This window comes from Aquabacterium sp. T101 (assembly GCF_057219775.1).
Window position 1 is genome coordinate 1,160,454 of the sequence record NZ_JBXVVZ010000001.1, and the last position, 17,177, is coordinate 1,177,630.

A 17,177-nucleotide genomic window follows, 5' to 3' on the forward strand; every position below is an offset into this window, starting at 1 on the left:
CACTCGCAACCCATTCTAGGAGGTCGCACATGTTCCTCGTCCCCGTCTCCCGCTCCCCGTCCGAATTGGCGCGCTCCTTCGATCGCCTGTTCGACGACAACTTCGACCGCTTCTTCGGCAACGGCAACACGGCCCTGCGCTCGCCGTCGCTCGACGTCACCGAGACCGAGGCCGGCTACAAGGTCGCGCTCGACCTGCCCGGCGTGGCCAAGGAGGACGTGAAGATCACCATCGAGGGCCGCCAGGTCAGCGTCAGCGCCACCACCCAGCGCGAGGACGTGCGCAAGGAAGGCGAGCGCGTGCTGTACCGCGAGCGTTCCACGTCGAGCTTCGCGCGCAGCTTCACGCTGCCGCAGGAGGTGGACCAGGAAACGTCGCAGGCGCGGCTGGACAACGGCGTGCTCACGCTGACACTGGCCCGCAAGCGCGTGGCCGCCGGCAAGCAGCTGACCGTCAGCTGAGCGTCGCGCCGGTCTGCTGCAGGGCCCAGCGCGGCTTCACGTCGAACGTGAGGTCGCGCGCGGGTTCGGCGCGGCCGGCGTCGCAGCGCATCGCGGCAGCCAGCGCGATCATCGCGCCGTTGTCGCTGCACAGGTGCAGCTCGGGATAGTGCACGCGCGCCCGGGCCTTGCGGCAGGCCGCGTCGAGTTCGGCGCGCAGCCGCCGGTTGGCCCCCACGCCACCGGCAACGACCAGGCGCGACAGGCCGGTCTCGCGCAGGGCCCGCATCGACTTGCGCACCAGCACGTCGACGATCGCCTCCTGCGTGGCCGCGGCGAGGTCGGCGCGCCACGGGCCGTCGCTGCCGTGCGCGGCTTCCTGTCGCCGCACCTGGGTCAGCACCGCCGTCTTCAGCCCGGCGAAGGAAAAGTCCAGGTCGCCGCTGGCCAGCATCGGGCGCGGCAGCGCGAAGGCCTTGGCGTCGCCCTGCAACGCCAGCTGCGCCAGGGCCGGGCCGCCGGGGTAGCCCAGGCCGAGCAGCTTGGCGCTCTTGTCGAAAGCCTCGCCGGCCGCGTCGTCGATGGTCTCGCCGAGCAGTTCGTAGTCGCCCACGCCGGCCACGCGCATGAGCTGCGTATGGCCCCCCGACACCAGCAGCGCCACGAAGGGGAACGCCGGCGGGTCCTGCGACAGGAAGGGCGACAGCAGATGCCCTTCGAGGTGGTGCACGCCCAGCGCCGGGCGGTCCAGCGCCGCGGCCAGGGCCACGCCCAGGCCGGCACCGACCAGCAGCGCACCGGCCAGCCCCGGGCCGCGGGTGTAGGCCACGAGGTCGACGTCCGTGAGGCGACGGCCGGCGTCGTCGAGCACGGCACGCGCGAGCGGCACGACACGGCGGATGTGGTCGCGCGAGGCCAGCTCCGGCACCACGCCGCCGAAAGCCTCGTGCATGTCGGCCTGGCTGTGCAGCGCGTGCGCCAGCAGCCGCGGCACGCCGCCGGCCACGGACTCGACCAGCGCCAGGCCGGTCTCGTCGCAGGAGGACTCGATGCCCAGGACGATCATCGGTCCAGTGTATCCAGCGTGAACTGCAGCACGCCGCACACAAAGCGACACACTTGAGCCCGGCCATGCGGCCGGGTTCGTGCAGGAGCGCATGGCCGGCGTCGACACACGGGGTTACTCTCCGCGCAAATCAATAGCCAGGGAGCGCCCGGTCACGGGCCCGCGCGTTGGGACATGAAGGAATTCAAGCTTGCTGCTTGGCCCGAACTGCCCGCACCGTTTCACCGCACGGTGTACCGCCGCATGCTGAGCGACATGTCGCACCGCTACATGTCGGTGTCGGCCCTGGTGCTGTCCAGCGGAGCGTCCAAGATGGACGTGCGCCTGTTCCTGCAGATGCTCGACGAGAAGGGCCTGCTGCTCGAGCGCGAGGGCGAGCCCGACTCGTTCCTCGACTCGCTGCGTCCCGTCGGCGAGTGGTTCCGCCGCACCATCTTCGGCTCGGACTTCCCCAAGCACTGAACCGCGGCGAACGCGGCGCGGGGCGTGGCGCCTCAGTGCTTTTCCTTGGCGTGGTTGATCGAGTACTTCGGGATCTCGATCGTGACGTCGCGGTTGGAGACGATCGCCTGGCACGACAGGCGTGAGGTCGGCGTGAGGCCCCAGGCCCGGTCGAGCAGGTCCTCCTCGCTCTCGTCCATGTCGCCCAGCGACTCGAAACCTTCGCGCACGACCACATGGCAGGTGGTGCAGGCGCAGCTCATCTCGCAGGCGTGCTCGATCTCGACGCCATGCTCGAGCATGGCCTCGCACAGCGACGTGCCGGGCGACGCCTCGAAGGTGGCGCCCTCGGGGGCGTACTCGGCGTGGGGAAGGATGCGGATCACCGGCATGGAGTTCTTTCAGACGTCGGCGATGTGGCGGCCGGCCAGTGCGGTGCGGATGCCGCGGTTCATGCGACGCGCGGCGAAGGCCTCGGTGCCGCCGGCCAGCGCCTTCACGGCGTCGTCGATGGCATGGTGGTCCTCGCCCCGGGCGATGCGCTCGGTGCCGGCGAGCAGGGACTCGATGGCCTCGCGCTCGGCGGGCTCGAGCAGGTCGCCGTCGACGGACAGGGCCGAGCGCGTGGCCAGCACCATCCGCTCGGCCTCGACCCGGGCCTCGCGCAGCGCCCTTGCGGCCGCGTCCGATTCGGCGGCGCCGAAGCCCTCGCGCAGCATGCGGGCGATGTCCTCGTCGGCCAGGCCGTAGCTGGGCTTGACGCTGACGGCCGCCTGCACGCCCGAGCCCAGCTCGCGCGCGGACACGGACAAGAGGCCGTCGGCGTCGACCTCGAACGAGACGCGGATCCGCGCCGCGCCGGCCACCATCGGCGGGATGCCGCGCAGCTCGAATCGGGCCAGCGAGCGGCAGTCGGCCACCAGCTCGCGCTCGCCCTGCACCACGTGCAGCGCCATCGCGGTCTGGCCGTCCTTGAAGGTGGTGAAGTCCTGCGCCTTGGCCGTGGGGATGGTGGCGTTGCGCTCGATGATCCGCTCGACCAGCCCGCCCATCACTTCCAGCCCGAGCGACAGCGGGATCACGTCGAGCAGCAGGATGTCGCCGTCCGCGGCGTTGCCGGCCAGGGCGTTGGCCTGGATCGCCGCGCCCAGCGCGACCACCTCGTCGGGGTTCACATTGGTCAGTGGCTCGCGACCGAACAGTTCGCCCACCGCGGTGCGCACCGCGGGCATGCGGGTGGAGCCGCCGACCATGACCACGCCCTGCACGTCGCCGCGCGGCAGGCCCGCGTCGCGCAGCACGCGCCGCACCGCCGCCAGCGTGCGCTCGACCAGCGGCCGGGTCAGCGCCTCGAAGCGGGCGCGCGACACGGCCACCTCCAGCGGGCCGGCCGCCAACGAACAGATCATCTCCACCTCGGTGGCGTCGGTCAGCGCCTCCTTGGCGGCGCGCGCGGCCACCAGCACCGCACGACGATCGTGCGGCGAATCGGCGGCAAGGCCGGCTTCGGCCAGCGCCCAGTCGGCCAGCATCGCGTCGAAGTCGTCGCCGCCCAGGGCCGCGTCGCCGCCGGTGGCGACCACCTCGAACACGCCCCGCGTCATGCGCAGCAGCGAGATGTCGAAGGTGCCGCCGCCGAGGTCGTAGACGGCGTACAGGCCCTCCGAGCCGTTGTCCAGGCCATAGGCCACTGCGGCGGCCGTGGGCTCGTTGATCAGGCGCAGCACGTTCAGGCCGGCCAGCCGCGCCGCGTCCTTCGTGGCCTGGCGCTGGGCATCGTCGAAGTACGCCGGCACCGTGATCACAGCGCCATAGAGCTCGTCGGTGTCGAAGCTGTCCTCGGCGCGCTGCCGCAGCGCCGCCAGGATCTCCGCCGACACCTCGACCGGCGTCTTCACGCCGTCGCGGGTGTCGATGGCGACCATGCCGGGACGGTCGGCGAAGCGGTAGGGCAGCCGCGCGGCGCCCTGCACGTCGGCCAGGGCACGGCCCATCAGGCGCTTGACCGAGACGATCGTGTCCTGCGCGTCGTCGGCCTGCGCGGCCAGCGCGTCGTGGCCGATCTGGCGCCGGCCGCCGGGCAGATAGCGCACCGCGGAAGGCAGCAGCACGCGGCCCTGCGCGTCGGGCAGGCACTCGGCCACGCCATGGCGCACCGCGGCCACCAGCGAGTGGGTGGTGCCCAGGTCGATGCCCACCGCCACGCGACGCTGGTGCGGATCGGGCGACTGGCCCGGCTCGGAGATCTGCAACAGGGCCATGTCAGCGCCAGACTGCGGTCAAGGGGTGCCGGCTGGGCCCGGGGATCATCGGGGCCGGTCGAAGCGGTCGCATGGTCATCCTAGTGCTCGATGGCCTGCAGCCGGCGGTCCAGTTCGGAGCGGATGCGCGCGACGAACATCATCGCCCGCACGGTGCGCGCGGCCGCGGCGGGGTTCCGGGTGTCGTCCAGTTCGGCGCCGGCCCGGGCCAGCAGCTGCGACTCCGCGGTCCGCACTTCGTCGCCCAGCGCCGACAGGGCCGCTTCGCCGTCCGCGTCGTCCAGGGCCTCGCGCCAGGCCATCTGCTGGCGCAGGAACTCCTCCGGCATCGCGGTGTTGCGCTCGGCATCGATCGGCACGCCATGCAGCTCGCACAGGTAGGCCGCACGCGAGATCGGATCGCGCAGCCGGCGATACGCCTCGTTGATGCGCACCGACCATTGCATCGCCACGCGCTGGGCCGCTGCCCCCTGCGATGCGTGGCGGTCAGGGTGGGCGCTGGCCTGCAGCCGCCGCCAGCGCGAGTCGAGGTCGGCCCGGTCGAGCGCGAACCGGCGCGGCAGCTCGAACAGCGCGAAGTCGTCGTCGTCGAGCTTCACGCGAGGTCCTTGCGCATGAACACGGACAGGCCGTTGTCCGGGTAGCCGCCGAAGGCCCCGCACCGCCGGTAGCCGCAGCGTTCGTACAGGCGCACGGCGGCGGTCTGGGCCTCGCCGGTTTCCAGCAGGGCCTGGGTCAGGCCACGGCCGAGGGCCGCCGACTCGAGCTGCTGCAGCAGACGCTCGCCGATGCGCTGTCCGCGCAGGCCCGGGTCGACGTACATGCGCTTGATCTCGGCATAGGCCCGCCCGCCGGTGTCGTCGTGCGGCGGCATCTCGCGCACGGCACCGGTGCCCACCACCCTGCCCTGGCTCCAGGCGGCCAGGAAGCTCACCTCGGGCGCGAGCAGTTCGCTCACCGACAGGATGTGGTTGGCCTCGGGCTCGTAGAGCTCGCCCAGGTAGCGGTCGAGCGCGTCCAGCAACGCCACGACCTGGGGATGATCGGGGCGCTCGGGTCGGATCTCGAGTTCGGGGCTCACACCCGGAACGACTCGCCGCAGCCGCAGCGGTCTTTCTCGCGCGGGTTGTGGAACTTGAAGCCCTCGTTCAGCCCCTCGCGGACGAAGTCGAGTTCGGTCCCGTCGATGTAGGGCAGGCTCTTCGGATCGACCAGCACCTTGACCCCATGGTCCTCGAAGACCAGGTCCTCGGGCGCCACGTCGTCGGCGTACTCGAGCTTGTAGGCCAGGCCGGAGCAGCCGGTGGTCTTGACCCCCAGACGCACGCCGACGCCCTTGCCGCGGCGAGCGAGGTAGCGCGTGACGTGGCGGGCGGCGGCCTCAGTGAGCGTGACTGGCATCGGAAGGGGCGCCGTGCTTGTTCTTGTAGTCCTCGACCGCGGCCTTGATCGCGTCCTCGGCCAGGATCGAGCAGTGGATCTTCACCGGCGGCAGGGCGAGTTCCTGGGCGATGTGGGTGTTGCGGATCTCCATCGCCTCGTCGAGCGACTTGCCCTTGACCCACTCGGTGACCAGCGACGACGACGCGATGGCCGAGCCGCAGCCGTAGGTCTTGAAGCGCGCGTCCTCGATCAGGCCGGTGGCGGGGTTGACCTTGATCTGCAGCTTCATCACGTCGCCGCAGGCGGGCGCGCCCACCATGCCGGTGCCCACCGAATCGTCGCCCTTGTCGAACGATCCGACGTTGCGCGGGTTCTCGTAGTGGTCGATGACCTTGTCGCTGTAAGACATTGAATGCTCCTGGGTTGGCTCAGTGCGCCGTCCACTGGATGGTGGAAATGTCGACGCCGTCCTTGTACATCTCCCACAGGGGGGACAGTTCGCGCAGCTTGGCCACGCGATCGCGGATCAGGGATGCCGCGTGATCGATCTCCTCGGCCGTCGTGAAACGGCCGATGGTCATGCGCAGGCTGGAGTGCGCAAGTTCGTCGCTGCGTCCCAGAGCGCGCAGCACATAGCTGGGCTCCAGGCTGGCCGACGTGCAGGCCGAGCCCGACGACACCGCGATGCCCTTGATGCCCATGATCAGCGACTCGCCCTCGACGAAGTTGAAGCTCATGTTTAGGTTGTGCGGCACGCGCTTGTCGAGGTGGCCGTTGACGAACACCTGCTCCACGTCCGCCAGCGCGCGCAGCAGGCGCTGCTGCAGGCCGCGGATGCGTTCGCCCTCGGTGGCCATCTCCTCGCGGGCGATGCGGAAGGCCTCGCCCATGCCGACGATCTGGTGCGTGGGCAGGGTGCCGCTGCGCATGCCGCGCTCGTGGCCGCCGCCGTGCATCTGGGCCTCGATGCGCACGCGGGGCTTGCGCCGCACGTACAGCGCGCCGATGCCCTTGGGCCCGTAGGTCTTGTGCGAGGCCAGGCTCATCAGGTCCACCGGCAACGAGGCCAGGTCGATCTGCACCTTGCCGGTGGCCTGCGCGGCATCCACGTGGAGGATGATCCCCTTGTCGCGGCACAGGGCGCCGATGGCGGGGATGTCCTGGATGACGCCGATCTCGTTGTTGACCAGCATCACCGACGCGAGGATCGTGTCGGGCCGGATCGCGTCACGGAAGCGTTGCAGGTCGAGCAGGCCGTCCTCCTGCACGTCGAGGTAGGTCACCTCGAAGCCCTGGCGCTCGAGCTCGCGCATCGTGTCGAGCACCGCCTTGTGCTCGGTCTTCACCGTGATCAGGTGCTTGCCGCGCGACTGGTAGAAGTGGGCCGCACCCTTGAGCGCAAGGTTGTTGCTTTCGGTGGCGCCGGAGGTCCAGACGATCTCGCGCGGGTCGGCGCCCACCAGTTCGGCCACCTGCACGCGGGCCTTCTCGACGGCCTCCTCGGCCTCCCAGCCCCAGGCGTGGCTGCGCGACGCCGGGTTGCCGAAGTGCTCGCGCAGCCAGGGCACCATCGCGTCGACGACGCGCGGGTCCACCGGCGTGGTGGCGCCATAGTCCATGTAAATCGGGAAATGCGGCGTCATGTCCATGGCAGTTCGGAGCAGGCGGTCCTTGGCAGTCGTTTACTTGGCGAGGGCTTCGCCCAGGGCGAACACCGAGTTCGGGCCGGTGACGCGGATCGGCTTGACGACCGGCGCCGACGAGATGGCGCGCTTCATCGGGGCCTGCTCGGCCACCGACACGCCCCGGGCGATCTGGTCGTCCACCAGCTTCTTCAGCGTGACCGAACTCAGGAACTCGATCATCCGGGCGTTGAGCTCGGACCACAGGTCGTGCGTCATGCACTTGCCGCTGTCCTCGCCCATGCAGTTCTCGCGGCCGCCGCAGCCGGTGGCGTCCAGCGGCTCGTCCACCGCCAGGATGATGTCGGCCACGGTGATCTTGGCCGCCTCGCGGCCCAGGGAGTAACCGCCGCCGGGGCCGCGCGTGCTCTCCACCAGTTCGTGGCGGCGCAGCTTGCCGAACAGCTGCTCCAGGTACGACAGCGAGATCTGCTGCCGCTGGCTGATCGCCGCGAGCGCGACCGGGCCGTTGGTGGAACGCAGACCGAGGTCGATCATCGCGGTGACGGCAAAACGGCCTTTGGTGGTGAGTCGCATGAAGGGCTCCTGTGGTGGGAAGTGCGGGTAAACCCGCCTCGATCCCGAGCGGATCGGTCAAGTTTACCGGAAGTCGACCAGTTTGGTCGGATACCGGTCAGGAAGTTCCCATGCGATCAGCGAGGTCACGCACCCAGGCCCGACTGGCGGCCTCCACCAGGTCGAGCACCTGCTCGAAGCCTTGCGGGCCGCCGGTATACGGGTCGGGCACCGGGCCGTCGGCGAACAGCCCCAGCTCGGCGCGGGCGCCGTCGGGGCGCAGCCGGTGCAGGTCGGCCAGGTTGTCCTCGTCCATGGCGAGGATGAGGTCGAATCGGTGGAAGTCGTCGTCGCGCACCCGGCGCGCCCTCAGCGCCGACAGGTCGTAGCCGCGCCGCAGCGCATGCCGCTGCGACCGTGCGTCCGGCGGGTCGCCGGCGTGCCAGCCGCCGGTGCCGGCGGAGTCCACCTGCACCCGGCCGTCCAGGCCGGCCGCGGCCAGATGGTGGCGCAGCACCGCCTCGGCCGTCGGCGAGCGGCAGATGTTGCCCAGGCAGACCACGAGGACGCGCAGCCCGGCCGGGGCGCCCGGCGCGCTCACGGCCGCCCGCCCCCGGTCAGCGGCACCACGGTAGCGTCGTGCGAGCCGCCGGCGCCGAAGGCCTGCTCGCGCAGCAGCGCCAGCTGGTCGCGCACGCGCGCCGCCTTCTCGAACTCCAGGTTCTTCGCATGCTCGAGCATCTGGCGCTCCAGCAGCTTGATGCGCTTGCCCAGGTCCTTCTCGGACATCGCCTCCACCTCGACGGCCGCCTCGGCGCGCTTGAGGTCCTCGCGGGCCGTCTTGTCCGAGACGACCCCGTCGATCATCTCCTTGATCTCCTTGACCACGGAGCGCGGCGTGATGCCGTGCTCGGTGTTGAAGGCCACCTGTCGCGCGCGCCGCCGCTCGGTCTCGTCGATGGCCTTGCGCATCGACTCGGTGATCTGGTCGGCATACAGGATCGCCTTGCCGTCCAGGTGGCGCGCGGCGCGGCCGATGGTCTGGATCAGGCTGCGCTCGGCGCGCAGGAAGCCTTCCTTGTCGGCGTCGAGGATCGCCACCAGACTCACCTCCGGGATGTCCAGGCCCTCGCGCAGCAGGTTGATGCCCACCAGCACGTCGAAGTGCCCCAGGCGCAGGTCGCGGATGATCTCCACGCGTTCGACCGTGTCGACGTCGCTGTGCAGGTAGCGCACCTTGACCCCGTTGTCGGACAGGTAGTCGGTGAGCTGCTCTGCCATGCGCTTGGTCAGCGTGGTGATCAGCACCCGCTGGTGCCGCTCGACGCGGTCGCGGATCTCCTGCAGCACGTCGTCCACCTGGTGCGTGGCCGGGCGCACCTCGACCACCGGGTCGATCAGGCCCGTGGGGCGCACGAGCTGCTCCACCACCTGGCCGGCGTGGCGGTTCTCGTAGTCGGCCGGCGTCGCCGACACGAAGATCGCCTGGCGCAACTTCTTCTCGAACTCGTCGAACCGCAGCGGCCGGTTGTCCAGCGCCGACGGCAGCCGGAACCCGAACTCCACCAGCGTGGTCTTGCGTGCGCGGTCGCCGTTGTACATGCCGCCCAGCTGGCCGACCAGCACGTGGCTCTCGTCCAGGAACATCAGCGCGTCCTTGGGCAGGTAGTCCACCATCGTCGGCGGCGGCTCGCCGGGCGCCGCGCCGGACAGGTGCCGGGTGTAGTTCTCGATGCCCTTGCAGTGGCCCACCTCGTTCATCATCTCGAGGTCGAAGCGGGTGCGCTGCTCCAGGCGTTGCGCCTCCACCAGCTTGCCGGCCTTGACCAGCTCGTCCAGGCGCTCGCGCAGCTCGGCCTTGATCGTCTCCACCGCACGCAGCACGCGGTCGCGTGGCGTCACGTAGTGACTCGACGGGTAGATCACGAAGCGCGGCACCTTCTGCCGGATGCGGCCGGTCAGCGGGTCCAGCAGCGACAGCGACTCGATCTCGTCGTCGAAGAGCTCGAGCCGGATCGCCAGTTCCGAGTGCTCCGCCGGAAACACGTCGATCACGTCGCCGCGCACGCGGAACGTGCCGCGCGAGAAGTCGGTCTCGTTGCGCGTGTACTGCATCCGGATCAGCTGCGCGATCACGTCGCGCTGGCCGATCTTGTCGCCCACGCGCACGATGAAGCGCATCTCGGAGTAGTCCTCCGGCTTGCCGATGCCGTAGATCGCGCTCACCGACGCCACCACCACCACGTCGCGCCGCTCCAGCACGCTCTTGGTGGCCGACAACCGCATCTGCTCGATGTGCTCGTTGATCGAGCTGTCCTTCTCGATGAACAGGTCGCGCTGCGGGACGTAGGCCTCGGGCTGGTAGTAGTCGTAGTAGCTGACGAAGTACTCGACCGCGTTCTTCGGGAAGAACTCCCTGAACTCGCTGTACAGCTGGGCGGCCAGGGTCTTGTTGGGCGCGAACACAATCGCCGGGCGCCCCAGGCGCGCGATCACGTTGGCCATCGTGAAGGTCTTGCCCGAGCCGGTCACCCCCAGCAGGGTCTGGAAGGTCAGCCCGTCGTTCACCCCTTCGACCAGCTGGTCGATCGCGCGCGGCTGGTCGCCCGCCGGCGGATAGGGCTGGTAGAGCTGGAACGGCGAGCCCGGGAAGGACACGAACCGGCCCTCGGGCTGCGCCGGCGGCATCGCTTCAGGTCCAGTCGGCATCGGCATCACCTAGGGTTCACCCGTAAAATCCTGCGAACCCGTCAGCGTAGCGCATTGCGCGCCATGCCTTCCGGCCTTGCGGCCCCTCCTCCTGCCAACGCCCTGTCATGAGCCTCTTCTCGTCCGTCGAAATGGCCCCGCGCGACCCGATCCTGGGCCTGAACGAACAGTTCGCGGCGGACCCGAACCCGAACAAGGTCAACCTCGGCGTCGGCGTCTATTACGACGAGAACGGCAAGCTGCCGCTGCTCAAGTGCGTGGCCGCGGCCGAGCAGCAGCTCGTGGAATCGGCCAAGCCGCGCGGCTACCTGCCCATCGACGGCATCGCCGCCTACGACCAGGCGGTGCAGGGCCTGGTGTTCGGCGCCGACAGCGCGGTGGTGCGTGACAAGCGCGTGGCCACCGTGCAGGCGCTGGGCGGCACCGGCGGCCTGAAGGTCGGCGCCGACTTCCTGCGCCAGCTGCGCCCTCAGGCGCGCGTGCTGATCAGCGCGCCGAGCTGGGAGAACCACCGCGCGCTGTTCGGCCGCGCCGGCTTCGAGGTCGGCGAGTACCCGTACTACTCGGCGGCGCTGCGCAATGAAGGCGGCATCGACTTCCCCGGCATGAAGGCCGCGCTGCAGGCGGCCGAGCCGGGCACGATCGTGGTGCTGCATGCCTGCTGCCACAACCCCACCGGCTACGACCTCACGCCCGCGCAGTGGGACGAGGTGGTGGCACTGGTGCGCGCCCGCGGCCTGGTGCCCTTCCTGGACATGGCCTACCAGGGCTTCGGCGCCGGCCTCGCCGAGGACGGCGCCGCGGTGGCGAAGTTCATCGCCTCGGGCATGGACTTCTTCGTCTCCACCTCGTTCTCGAAGAGCTTCTCGCTCTACGGCGAGCGCGTCGGCGCCCTGTCGGTGGTGTGCGGCAGCGCCGAGGAGGCCGCGCGCGTGCTGTCGCAGCTCAAGATCGCGATCCGCACCAACTACTCCAACCCGCCGATCCACGGCGCGCAGATCGTCGCCACGGTGCTGTCGACCCCGGCGCTGCGGGCGCAGTGGGAGCAGGAACTGGCCGGCATGCGCGCCCGCATCAAGACCATGCGCACCGAACTGGTGGCCCGCCTTGCGGCCGCCGGCGTGCGGCAGGACATGAGCTTCATCGCCCGCCAGCAGGGCATGTTCAGCTATTCGGGCCTCACGGCCGCCCAGATGCAGCGCCTGCGCTCGGAGTTCGGCGTCTACGGCGTGGATTCCGGCCGCATCTGCGTGGCGGCGCTGAACATGAAGAACATCGACGCCGTCGTGGCGGCGATTGCCAAGGTTCTGTAAGCCGGACCTGTCAGGCTCGGCCCATGGCCCGGAAATAGGTCCGGTCCGTACGTGTTTTCTCGCTGTGCCCGGCGCCGGGCTGCGGGCACGATTGCTGCATTGCACCAAAAAGGGTCAAGTCACATGCTGTACCAGCTTTACGAAACCCAGCGCGCGATGCTCGCCCCCTTCGCCGAGTTCGCCAGCGCCTCGTCGAAGCTGTACAACCACCCGCTGTCCCCGTTCGCGCATGCCCCGATGTCGCAACGGGTGTCCGCCGGCTTCGACCTGCTGCACCGCCTCGCCAAGGAGTACGAGAAGCCGCCCTTCGGCATCACCGCGGTGGACGTGGGCGGCGTGCAGGTGGCGGTGCAGGAACAGGTGGCGGTGAACAAGCCGTTCTGCCGCCTGCTGCGCTTCAAGCGCTTCACCGACGACCCGGCGGCGCTGGGCGTCATGAAGTCGCAGCCGCCGGTGCTGCTGGTGGCGCCGCTGTCGGGCCACCACTCCACCCTGCTGCGTGACACCGTGCGCAGCCTGCTGTCGCACCACAAGGTGTTCGTCACCGACTGGACCGACGCCCGCATGGTGCCTGCCGACCAGGGGCCCTTCCACCTGGACGACTACGTCCACTACGTGGAGGAGTTCATCCGTCACGTCGGGCCCGAGGTCAATGTGATCTCGGTGTGCCAGCCCACCGTGCCGGTCCTGGCGGCGGTGTCGCTGATGGCCAGCCGCGGCGAGTTCACGCCGCGCACGCTGACGATGATGGGCGGGCCGATCGACGCCCGCAAGTCGCCCACCGCGGTGAACAACCTCGCGATGAACAAGAGCCACGAGTGGTTCGAGGCCAACGTGATCTACCGCGTGCCGCCGAACTATCCGGGCGCCGGGCGCCGCGTCTACCCGGGCTTCCTTCAGCACACCGGCTTCGTCGCGATGAACCCGGACCGGCACCTCAGCTCGCACTACGACTACTTCCTCGACCTGATCCGCGGCGACGAGGACAGCGCCGAGGGCCACCGCCAGTTCTACGACGAGTACAACGCGGTGCTGGACATGCCGGCCGAGTACTACCTCGACACGATCAAGACCGTGTTCCAGGACTTCGCGCTCGTGAACGGCACCTGGCGCGTGGACGGCGAGCTGGTTCGCCCGCAGGACATCCGCGGCAGCGCGCTGCTGACGATCGAGGGCGAGCTGGACGACATCTCGGGCGCGGGCCAGACGCGCGCCGCGCACGGGCTGTGCACCGGCATCCCGAAGTCGCGCCAGTTCCACTACGACGCGGTCGGCGCCGGCCACTACGGCATCTTCTCCGGCCGGCGCTGGCGCGAGCAGGTGTACCCGCGGCTGCGCGAGTTCATCGCCGACCACGGCACCGGCCCCCTGCCCCGCGCCGCGGCGAAGGCCGCGCCCGTGAAGGCGGCGGCCAAGGCGAAGCGCCCGGCCGCACGCCCGACCAAGGCCGCGGGAGCCCGGCGCCGATAATCGGCGCGTGTCCGCTGCCGCCCCGTCGCCCCGCCCCACCGTCGACGCCGCCCTGATCGACGCGGCACTGCCGCAGACGCAGTGCACGCGCTGCGGCTACGTCGACTGCGCGGCCTACGCGCAGGCCATCGCCACCGGCCAGGCCGACATCAACCGCTGCCCGCCGGGTGGTGCCGAAGGCGTGGCGCGGCTGGCGCGCCTGACCGGCCGCGAGCCGCTGCCGCTCGACCCGTCGTGCGGCAGCGAGGGCCCGCGCAAGGTGATGTTCATCGACGAGGACTGGTGCATCGGCTGCACGCTGTGCGTCAAGGCCTGCCCGGTGGACTGCATCGTCGGGGCGCCCCGGCAGATGCACACCGTGATCGAGCCGCTGTGCACCGGCTGCGAGCTGTGCCTGCCGGCCTGCCCGGTGGACTGCATCCACGTCGAGGACGCCCAGCCGGGCAGCCCGCCGCCCACCGGCTGGCAGGCCTGGAGCGCCGCACAGGCGCAGCAGGCCCGCGACCGCTATGCCGCGCGCGGCGCGCGGCGCGTGCAGGCACAACGGGACCACGACGCCCGCCTCCTGGCCAAGGCCGAGTCCAAGCTGGCCGACCTGGCCGCGGCCAGCCGGCTCACCGACCCCAAGGCGCTGGAGCTCAAGCGCGCCATCATCGAAGCCGCCGTGCAGCGGGCACGCGCCCGCGCCGCGAAGACGCCATGAACGACGCCCAGGTCGAAGCCTTCTTCGCCACGCTGCGCGCGGCCAACCCGCAGCCGGCGTCGGAGCTGGTCTACACCAGCGTCTTCGAGCTGCTGGCAGCCGTGCTGCTGTCGGCGCAGGCCACCGACGTCAGCGTCAACAAGGCCACCGCGGCGCTGTTCGCGCGCGCGCCGTCGCCGCAGGCGATGCTGGCGCTGGGCGTGGAAGGCATCGAGCAGCACATCCGCACCATCGGCCTGTTCCGCACCAAGGCGCGCAACCTGCACGAGACCTGCCGCCTGCTGATCGAGCTCCATGGCGGGCAGGTGCCGCGCGACCGCGCCGCGCTGGAGGCGCTGCCCGGCGTCGGGCGCAAGACGGCCAACGTGGTGCTCAACGTGGCCTTCGGCGAGCCGACGATCGCGGTGGACACGCACATCTTCCGCGTCGGCAACCGAACCGGCCTGGCACCGGGCCGCACCCCGCTGGACGTGGAGCACGCGCTGCTGCGCCGCGTGCCTGCGGCGTACCGCGTCGACGCGCACCACTGGCTGATCCTGCACGGCCGCTACGTCTGCCAGGCCCGCAAGCCGCTGTGCGCGCAGTGCCAGGTGGCCGCGTGCTGCGACTTCGAACCCAAGACGCCGTGATGCGCCGGCTGCTGGCGCTGTGCCTGTGCATCGTGGCCGGCGTGGCCGTTGCGGGGCCGACGGTCGTGGACGACAACGGCCACACGGTCACGCTCGGCGCACCGGCACGCCGCGTGGTCAGCCTCGGGCCGCACCTGACGGAGATCGTGTTCGCCGTCGGCGGCGGCGACACCCTTGGGGGCGTGATCCGCTTCAGCGACCAGCCGCCGGCAGCACGCGACCTGCCCGTGGTCGGCGATGCCTTCGCGCTCGACTTCGAAGCCATCGTCAAGCTCAAGCCCGACCTGGTGCTGGTGTGGGACAGCGGCCTGAACCAGCGCCACAAGGCGCGGCTGCGCTCGCTCGGTCTCACCGTCTACGAAAGCGAGATCCGCCAGGCCCAGGGCATTGCCGACACCCTGCGGCGGGTCGGCACGCTGCTGGGCCGCGACGCCCAGGGCGACGCGGCCGCGGCGGCCTTCGAGTCGCGCTGGCGCGAACTGCAGCGCACGCATGCCGGCCGCCGTCCCGTGCGCGTGTTCTGGCAGCTCTGGCACGAACCGCTGATGACCATCAACCGCCAGCACCTGATCAGCCAGGCCATCGACGCCTGCGGCGGCGTCAACGTGTTCGCCGGGCTGCCGCTGCTGACGCCCACCGTCGGCTGGGAGGCGGCCGCGGCGGCTGACCCGCAGCTGGTGGCGAGTTCCGGCCGCGCACAGGACGCCCCGCGCGACTTTGCCGGCTGGAAGCGCTTCGCCGCGGTGGACGCCGTGCGCCGAGGCCGGTTCGCGCTGATCGACGGCGACCTGATCGGCCGCATGGGGCCGCGCTTCGTGGACGGCGCCCAGGCGCTGTGCGAGGCGATCGACCGGGCGCGCTGAGCGCACGGCCTGCCCGCGACCCGGCGACGGCTAGTCGGCCACCCAGAGCCCGCCCAGGTCGCGCCAGCGGCAGCCGTAGACCGCTTCCAGCAGGTCGGCGCGCAGCATCGACGCCACCTCGCCGCGCTCGCTGCCGCCGCCCGGCAGCAGGGCCAGCACATGGGTCGCGGTGCGGGCGATCCAGTTCACGTCGTGGGCGGTGACGACCAGGCCCGCCGGGGCCGGCAGGCCGGCCAGCCAGCGTGCCACGAGGCCCTGGTGCGCCGGGTCCTGGAACGCCACGGGTTCGTCGAGCAGCAGCAGCGGCGCGCCCTGCACCGCGCACTGCGCCAGCGCCACGCGCTGGCGCTCGCCGCCGGACAGCGCCAGCACGCTGCGGCTGGCCAGCGCCTGCAGGTCGAGCGCGCGCAGCACCTGCGACGGATCGGCCCGCGGCAGCACCACGCCCAGCTCGAGCAGGCGCGACACCGGCATCGGGAAGCGGTCCACCGCCTGCTGCGGCATGAAGGCCCGCCATGCCGCGGCGTCGGCGGCGGACCAGCGCCTTGCGCTGCGGTCTTGCCACAGCACGTCGCCGCTCACGTCGATGCCCGGCTCGGCCAGCCCGGCCAGGGCCCGCAACAGGGTGCTCTTCCCTGCGGCATTGCGGCCGACGATGCACCAGCGCTGCCCGGCCTCGACGCGCCAGTCCAGCGCCCGCAGCAGCGTGCGTCCGCCCGCCGCGATCGACAGGCCGCGGGTCTCGAGCAGGGCGGCGGCGCTCACTTCGCGTCCCGCGTCAGGAAGTAGACGAACACCGGCGCGCCCAGCAGGGCCATCACCGCACCGGTGGGCAGCTCCAGCGGCGCCACCACGCTGCGCGCGATCAGGTCGGCGCCGACGACCAGGGCCGCGCCGCCGAGCGGGGCCAGCCAGGCCAGGTCGCGCGTGCGCTGCACGCCGGCCAGCCGCAGCGCGTGCGGCACGACCAGCCCGACGAAGCCGATCGCGCCGGCACTGGCCACGGCCAGCGCGGCCGCGAGCGAGGCGCCCACCAGCAGCTCGACACGCAGCCGGCGCACCGGCTCGCCGAGCAGGTGCGCGGCCACGCTGCCCAGCAGCAACCGGTCGATCGAGCGCTCGCGCCACAGCAGCCAGGCCATGAACAACGCCGCCGCGGCCAGAGTGAAGCCGCCGTCGTCGGCGCCCGACAGGTCGCCCACCAGCCAGAAGATCGCGCCCCGCAGGCGCTGGTCGGGGGTCATCGCCAGCAGCAGCGAGGCGGCTGCGCCGAACAGGGCGGCCAGCATCGCGCCGGCCAGGATCAGGCGCGGCGAGGCATCGTCGGCGGTGGACAGCGCGCGGCGTGCCAGCAGCAGCAGCACCGCCCCGGCGACCAGCGCACCGCCGGCCGCACCGAGCGACATCGCCACGCCCGCCATCAGCGCCAGCAGTGCGCCGACCGCCGCACCGCCGGACGTGCCCAGCACGTAGGGGTCGGCCAGCGGATTGCGCAGCAGCGACTGCATCGCCAGGCCCGACAGCGCCAGCAGCGCGCCCACGCCCGCGGCCGCGGCCACGCGCGGCCCGCGCAGCGTGCGGATCATCTCGGCGTCGAGACCGGCGCTGCCGATGGCCAGGGCGGCCGCGACGATCGCCACGGTCGCGGCCACCAGGGCCGCGACGAGGGCGAACAGGCGGGCGCCAGCCAGCGGCATGCTT

General features: G+C 71.3%; 20 protein-coding genes. 7 read left to right on the top strand and 13 right to left on the bottom strand.

Annotated features, from left to right (window positions below; all coding sequences use genetic code 11):
- Positions 1 to 29 precede the first annotated feature (29 nt).
- A complete protein-coding gene (locus AC2EAQ_RS05440; RefSeq protein WP_484640784.1) occupies positions 30 to 461 on the top strand; it encodes an Hsp20/alpha crystallin family protein in 432 nt (143 codons plus the stop codon).
- Here AC2EAQ_RS05440 and tsaD read toward each other — a convergent pair.
- Positions 454 to 1,506, bottom strand: a complete 1,053-nt coding sequence (gene tsaD / locus AC2EAQ_RS05445; protein ID WP_484640785.1) for a tRNA (adenosine(37)-N6)-threonylcarbamoyltransferase complex transferase subunit TsaD — start codon at positions 1,504 to 1,506, stop codon at positions 454 to 456. The two genes, AC2EAQ_RS05440 and tsaD, sit on opposite strands and share 8 nt — an antisense overlap.
- 174 nt (positions 1,507 to 1,680) lie before the next feature.
- Between tsaD and AC2EAQ_RS05450 the strand changes: the two genes are divergently transcribed.
- The gene (locus AC2EAQ_RS05450; RefSeq protein ID WP_484640786.1) at positions 1,681 to 1,968 is read left to right on the top strand and encodes a hypothetical protein; all 288 of its coding nucleotides are present in this window, start codon (positions 1,681 to 1,683) and stop codon (positions 1,966 to 1,968) included.
- A gap of 32 nt (positions 1,969 to 2,000) precedes the next feature.
- Here AC2EAQ_RS05450 and fdx read toward each other — a convergent pair whose 3' ends face one another.
- From fdx to uvrB, 10 genes are all read right to left on the bottom strand, one after another.
- The gene (gene fdx, locus AC2EAQ_RS05455; RefSeq protein ID WP_484640787.1) at positions 2,001 to 2,339 is read right to left on the bottom strand and encodes an ISC system 2Fe-2S type ferredoxin; all 339 of its coding nucleotides are present in this window, start codon (positions 2,337 to 2,339) and stop codon (positions 2,001 to 2,003) included.
- Positions 2,340 to 2,348: 9 nt separating this feature from the next.
- Entirely contained in the window at positions 2,349 to 4,208 is a 1,860-nt protein-coding gene (gene hscA, locus AC2EAQ_RS05460) for a Fe-S protein assembly chaperone HscA (protein WP_484640788.1), read from the bottom strand.
- 80 nt (positions 4,209 to 4,288) lie between these two features.
- Positions 4,289 to 4,807, bottom strand: a complete 519-nt coding sequence (hscB, locus tag AC2EAQ_RS05465) for a Fe-S protein assembly co-chaperone HscB (RefSeq protein ID WP_484640789.1) — start codon at positions 4,805 to 4,807, stop codon at positions 4,289 to 4,291.
- Positions 4,804 to 5,289: a GNAT family N-acetyltransferase gene (locus AC2EAQ_RS05470; protein WP_484640790.1), complete on the bottom strand. Its 486-nt coding sequence runs from the start codon at positions 5,287 to 5,289 to the stop codon at positions 4,804 to 4,806. Before AC2EAQ_RS05470 ends, hscB begins: the two co-directional genes overlap by 4 nt.
- Positions 5,286 to 5,609: an iron-sulfur cluster assembly protein IscA gene (gene iscA, locus AC2EAQ_RS05475; protein ID WP_484640791.1), complete on the bottom strand. Its 324-nt coding sequence runs from the start codon at positions 5,607 to 5,609 to the stop codon at positions 5,286 to 5,288. Before iscA ends, AC2EAQ_RS05470 begins: the two co-directional genes overlap by 4 nt.
- Entirely contained in the window at positions 5,590 to 6,000 is a 411-nt protein-coding gene (gene iscU, locus AC2EAQ_RS05480; protein WP_484640793.1) for a Fe-S cluster assembly scaffold IscU, read from the bottom strand. Before iscU ends, iscA begins: the two co-directional genes overlap by 20 nt.
- A 19-nt stretch (positions 6,001 to 6,019) precedes the next feature.
- On the bottom strand, positions 6,020 to 7,240 hold the full coding sequence (locus AC2EAQ_RS05485; protein WP_484640794.1) for an IscS subfamily cysteine desulfurase: 1,221 nt from the start codon (positions 7,238 to 7,240) through the stop codon (positions 6,020 to 6,022).
- A 33-nt stretch (positions 7,241 to 7,273) separates the two neighbouring features.
- Complete coding sequence (locus tag AC2EAQ_RS05490; RefSeq protein ID WP_484640796.1) at positions 7,274 to 7,810, bottom strand: Fe-S cluster assembly transcription factor; 537 nt, start codon at positions 7,808 to 7,810, stop codon at positions 7,274 to 7,276.
- A 97-nt stretch (positions 7,811 to 7,907) separates the two neighbouring features.
- On the bottom strand, positions 7,908 to 8,390 hold the full coding sequence (locus AC2EAQ_RS05495) for a low molecular weight protein-tyrosine-phosphatase (protein WP_484640797.1): 483 nt from the start codon (positions 8,388 to 8,390) through the stop codon (positions 7,908 to 7,910).
- Positions 8,387 to 10,498, bottom strand: a complete 2,112-nt coding sequence (uvrB, locus tag AC2EAQ_RS05500) for an excinuclease ABC subunit UvrB (protein WP_484640798.1) — start codon at positions 10,496 to 10,498, stop codon at positions 8,387 to 8,389. Before uvrB ends, AC2EAQ_RS05495 begins: the two co-directional genes overlap by 4 nt.
- A 107-nt stretch (positions 10,499 to 10,605) precedes the next feature.
- Here uvrB and AC2EAQ_RS05505 point away from each other — a divergent pair, with 107 nt between their 5' ends.
- The 5 genes from AC2EAQ_RS05505 (at position 10,606) to AC2EAQ_RS05525 (ending at position 15,476) form a co-directional block, all read left to right on the top strand.
- Positions 10,606 to 11,811, top strand: coding sequence for an amino acid aminotransferase (locus AC2EAQ_RS05505; protein ID WP_484640799.1), 1,206 nt, complete (start codon positions 10,606 to 10,608; stop codon positions 11,809 to 11,811).
- 123 nt (positions 11,812 to 11,934) lie between these two features.
- Positions 11,935 to 13,281, top strand: a complete 1,347-nt coding sequence (locus AC2EAQ_RS05510) for a polyhydroxyalkanoate depolymerase (protein ID WP_484640801.1) — start codon at positions 11,935 to 11,937, stop codon at positions 13,279 to 13,281.
- 7 nt (positions 13,282 to 13,288) lie between these two features.
- A complete protein-coding gene (rsxB, locus tag AC2EAQ_RS05515; RefSeq protein WP_484640803.1) occupies positions 13,289 to 13,984 on the top strand; it encodes an electron transport complex subunit RsxB in 696 nt (231 codons plus the stop codon).
- A complete protein-coding gene (nth, locus tag AC2EAQ_RS05520; protein WP_484640805.1) occupies positions 13,981 to 14,613 on the top strand; it encodes an endonuclease III in 633 nt (210 codons plus the stop codon). Before rsxB ends, nth begins: the two co-directional genes overlap by 4 nt.
- A complete protein-coding gene (locus AC2EAQ_RS05525) occupies positions 14,583 to 15,476 on the top strand; it encodes a cobalamin-binding protein (RefSeq protein ID WP_484640806.1) in 894 nt (297 codons plus the stop codon). Before nth ends, AC2EAQ_RS05525 begins: the two co-directional genes overlap by 31 nt.
- 30 nt (positions 15,477 to 15,506) lie before the next feature.
- On the opposite strand, the gene AC2EAQ_RS05530 is transcribed toward AC2EAQ_RS05525, so the two are convergent.
- Together AC2EAQ_RS05530 and AC2EAQ_RS05535 are read right to left on the bottom strand one after the other, a co-directional pair.
- Positions 15,507 to 16,241 (bottom strand): ABC transporter ATP-binding protein, encoded by a 735-nt coding sequence (locus tag AC2EAQ_RS05530; RefSeq protein ID WP_484640807.1) that lies wholly within the window; start codon positions 16,239 to 16,241, stop codon positions 15,507 to 15,509.
- Entirely contained in the window at positions 16,238 to 17,173 is a 936-nt protein-coding gene (locus tag AC2EAQ_RS05535) for a FecCD family ABC transporter permease (protein WP_484640808.1), read from the bottom strand. The genes AC2EAQ_RS05530 and AC2EAQ_RS05535 overlap by 4 nt, the downstream gene beginning before the upstream one ends.
- Between the last annotated feature and the right edge of the window lie 4 nt (positions 17,174 to 17,177).